This window comes from Microcystis sp. M109S1 (genome assembly GCF_020247025.1).
GTDB lineage: Bacteria > Cyanobacteriota > Cyanobacteriia > Cyanobacteriales > Microcystaceae > Microcystis.
The window spans coordinates 1-3,695 of the sequence record NZ_JADBRW010000446.1 but is presented as its reverse complement, the minus strand read 5'-3'; the positions used below and the strand labels follow the sequence as shown (position 1 = coordinate 3,695).

Genomic DNA, 3,695 nt, shown 5'->3' with positions numbered 1-3,695 from the left:
AGATAATACCGAACAATATGAGTGGATTGTCAAAATTAAGGAGAATTTAGAGATTATCTTTGCGGATGACCCTAAGGTGTTTATTGCCGGAGATTTACTCTGGTATCCTCTGCGTTCTACTTTGGTTTCACCGGTTGCTCCCGATGTGATGGTAGCCTTTGGCCGTCCCAAAGGACGGAGGGGTTCCTATCGTCAATGGCAGGAAGAAAATATCGCTCCTCAAGTGGTTTTTGAAATTCTATCACCGAAGAATACAAAAGCAGAAATGAGTCGAAAATTAGAGTTTTATGACACATATAGTGTAGAAGAATACTATTTATATAACCCGATGCGCTGTCGTTTACAAGGATGGCAAAGACAGGGAGAAAAGTTAAGAGAAATTATCCCCATCAATGACTGGATAAGTCCCCGTTTAGGTATGCGTTTTATCTGGGATAAATCTAGTTTAGAATTGTATCGTCCCGATGGAGAGAAGTTTTTAACAACCGTTGAGTTAGAGTCTCAAATGCGTCAAGAAAAGAAACGTGCCGATAAAGAAAAGAAACGTGCCGATAAAGAAAAAAAACGTGCCGATAAAGAAAAAAAACGTGCGGATCGACTAGCGGAACGCTTACAGGCGTTAGGATTAAGTTTAGAAGAAGAATAATACCATTTTTCTTTATTCGTAGCAGGCATGACCATCTCTATCTTTACTTTGGAAAAATAGTATTTAGGGTTTGCGGCAAAAAGTTTTTCTTGGGGGTAGGGTGTGGGGTGTGGGGTTTTACCGATTTTCAGGTGGTCAACTACCTAATTTTCAGGGAAAAAGTCCCGGAATTTTCACCCTGATCACTCCCAGTCCGCTACTTTTTGATTGACAAAAAGTCTAAAAGTCTTACCCAACAAGGTTTTTAGATTTATTCAGCAGACCCTAAATAAAGAAATTGGCGTTAGGTAAATATGTGTCTAGTTCACGACAAAGCTCAAAAGCATAACGAGCATGACCTCGTTTTTGACCTGATAAAAAACTGCCATCTATACCTATTTTAATCGAAGAATTCTGGTTCATTTTTTTATTTTTGGCAATTTATTGAGCTAAATATTTTGCAATTTTATCTTAAAAAAACCTAAAATATTGGCTAATTGTGAGATTAATAATAAACCCGAAAGGAATACTTTTGATGTTTGCTCACATTGGTTTAAAAATGGATAAGTTAGTAGTTGAAAGTAAAAGTTTAATGGCTCAACTTTCAGGGATGTTTGATTACGACGAGAACGAATTTGATGGAAATAGTAAGCACCACAACCATAGTTAAAATGTTGTCGCCAGAATTTAGTCAGGGTGAGGTGATGGGCATGGTAAATGATCGCATCGTCAATATAGACTAGGGGATAACCAGCCCCTAACCAGCGATCGCAAAATTCTCGATCTTCTCCGGCGGCGAGGGGAAAGCTAAGATCAAATTGTCCGACTTTTTGGAATAATTCTCTAGAAAGGGCGAAATTATTAGAAGCAAAAAACTGGACTTTTTGGGATTGGTGATTATAGTAATCGTAGAGGTAATCGATCAATAGTTGACTAGCAGTGGAATAGGGGTTATTGGGCAGGGCGTTGATCGTTTTTCCTCCTAAGAGAGCGTTTGGTGTTTCTAAGAAGCCTTTTTCAAGGGCTGAGAGCCATTTTTGATCAAGGGTGCAATCATCATCGGTAAAGGCTAAATATTCACCTTGGGCTGCGTTAGCACCAGTATTTCTGGCTTTAGCCGGTCCTGAATTATTCTGACGAAGGAGAGTTAAATTTAATTGATTTTGGTAGGGTTGAATCAGGGTATCGAGGGGTTGATTACTGCCATCATCGACGATAATAATTTCAAAGTTATCTGGGGGATAATCGAGATTTAGGAGAGAGTCTAGGCAGGTTTTGAGTCTTTCGGGACGGTTATAGGTGGGAATAATAATAGAAAAAGTGATTGGCGTTTCTGTCATCATAAACTTGAATAGTTTCTTTATTTGCGGCTAGTTTTAGGAGAATTTTGCAGGAGATTAAGCGTGGTAAAAATTTGCGAAAATAATTGGGGGAAAGCGAAGCGGAGGGTGGCAGTATAGATAGTTATTCCCAGAAGGGAGCATATTATTAAACGACCTTGAGGTTCTAACCAAGGGCTGAGTAATTGTTGAGTTATTAAAATCGTTAAACCCATTATAACCGTGCTAGTAATGGGGGCGATAAATTGAGCTAGATAGGTTTTCCAAGAAAGGGAAATTAATTTACTTAAAAGCCATTGTCCGAGGGGAAAAACTAGATAATCACTGAGGACATAAGCTGTGGCTACGGCTAAAATGCCCCACTGCACGGCGATGAGGCAAGCGATAACATTTAAAGTGGCATTGAGTAAACCTAATTTAAATTGTAGCAAGGGTTGACCGAGGGAAACAAAAGCAGACCTTTGAAAGACAGTAATCGCCCGAAGTATTCCCACAAGGGAGATAATTTGCAGAATAGGAATAGCATTAGTCCATTTTTGTCCAAATAAACTAATTACTAATTCTGGACTGAGAATTATCACGGCAAAAAAGACTGGAAAAGCGATTAAGCTGGTAAATTGAGTGATTCGATAATAGGCGGCTATAAACCCTTGAGAATCTTTTTGCAAGCGCGAAAAAGTTGGTAAAGCAACTTGGTTTAATGTTCCGATTAACAATTGGGTCATTACTTCTAAAATTCGATGGGAAATTGCATAATAACCTAGGGCAACTTCCCCTAAAAAATAACCGACTAATAGATTATCAGTTTTCTGGTTAAAGAACTCCACCATTTTATATCCTAAAACATTGATACTAAAAGAAAATATTTCTGTTAAAGTTATCCAAGAAAATTGCCATTTAGGTCGCCAATTACTGGCTGTCCAGAGAACAATAACCCCCATAAGTTCGTAGGTTAACTGTTGGCTGACTAAACTCCAAACACCGTATCCTAAAAGTGCCATGACCACACCGACGATACCAGCAATGATGATTCCTAATAAAGAGCGAGTTGCCAGGACTTTAAATTTAAAATCACGTCTTAATAGAGATGCTTGAGTTTGACTAAAAGCATTAACAATAAAAACTAACGAAAGAATTTGTAGGATAGGAATTAAAGAGGGTTGATGAAAAACTTTAGATATTAAAATAGCAGAAAAAAAAGTGATAGTTGTTAAAAGACATCCCGTAAATACCTGTGTCCAAAAAACTGTATTTATATCTTGCGATTCTAAATCCTGTTTTTGAATCAATACTTGAGCAAACCCTTGATTTAAAAAAATCTGCATGAAGTTTATCAATACATTAGCCAATGCTACTAAACCAAAAGCTTCTGGAGTTAATAGACGAGCGAGAATTAAAAATATTATAAATGAACCCGCTTGACTACCCCAATTTTGCAGTCCTGACCAAAAAATGCCTTGAATAGTTTTCTTTTTAATGTTCATCTTTAATATATTTTAATTTCAGCCTTTATTATAGATCAAAATCTTGCTATAATCAGAAAACAACCATCTATTAAAATTAAAAGACAATGGTTAGTTATCTTGATGTTGACGACGATCTTCTTTTCCCCGATAGCGATGGTCAACCGATGGCAGATAATACCGAACAATATGAGTGGATTGTCAAAATTAAGGAGAATTTAGAGATTATCTTTGCGGATGACCCTAAGGTGTTTATTGCCGGAGATT

General features: G+C 37.4%; 3 protein-coding genes and 1 pseudogene. 2 read left to right on the top strand and 2 right to left on the bottom strand.

Translation table 11 applies throughout. The annotated features are described in order from the left end of the window. Positions 1 to 646 (top strand): Uma2 family endonuclease (locus tag IM322_RS21920; RefSeq protein ID WP_287674857.1); only part of this gene is annotated, 646 nt, incomplete at its 5' end. 428 nt (positions 647 to 1,074) lie between these two features. On the opposite strand, the gene IM322_RS21915 is transcribed toward IM322_RS21920, so the two are convergent. Then, positions 1,075 to 1,968 (bottom strand): glycosyltransferase family 2 protein, encoded by an 894-nt coding sequence (locus IM322_RS21915; RefSeq protein ID WP_287674854.1) that lies wholly within the window; start codon positions 1,966 to 1,968, stop codon positions 1,075 to 1,077. 17 nt (positions 1,969 to 1,985) lie between these two features. Next, a complete protein-coding gene (locus IM322_RS21910) occupies positions 1,986 to 3,449 on the bottom strand; it encodes a lipopolysaccharide biosynthesis protein (protein ID WP_287674852.1) in 1,464 nt (487 codons plus the stop codon). An 86-nt stretch (positions 3,450 to 3,535) separates the two neighbouring features. Here IM322_RS21910 and IM322_RS21905 point away from each other — a divergent pair. Further along, a pseudogene (locus IM322_RS21905) lies at positions 3,536 to 3,695 on the top strand (Uma2 family endonuclease); the annotation flags it as partial.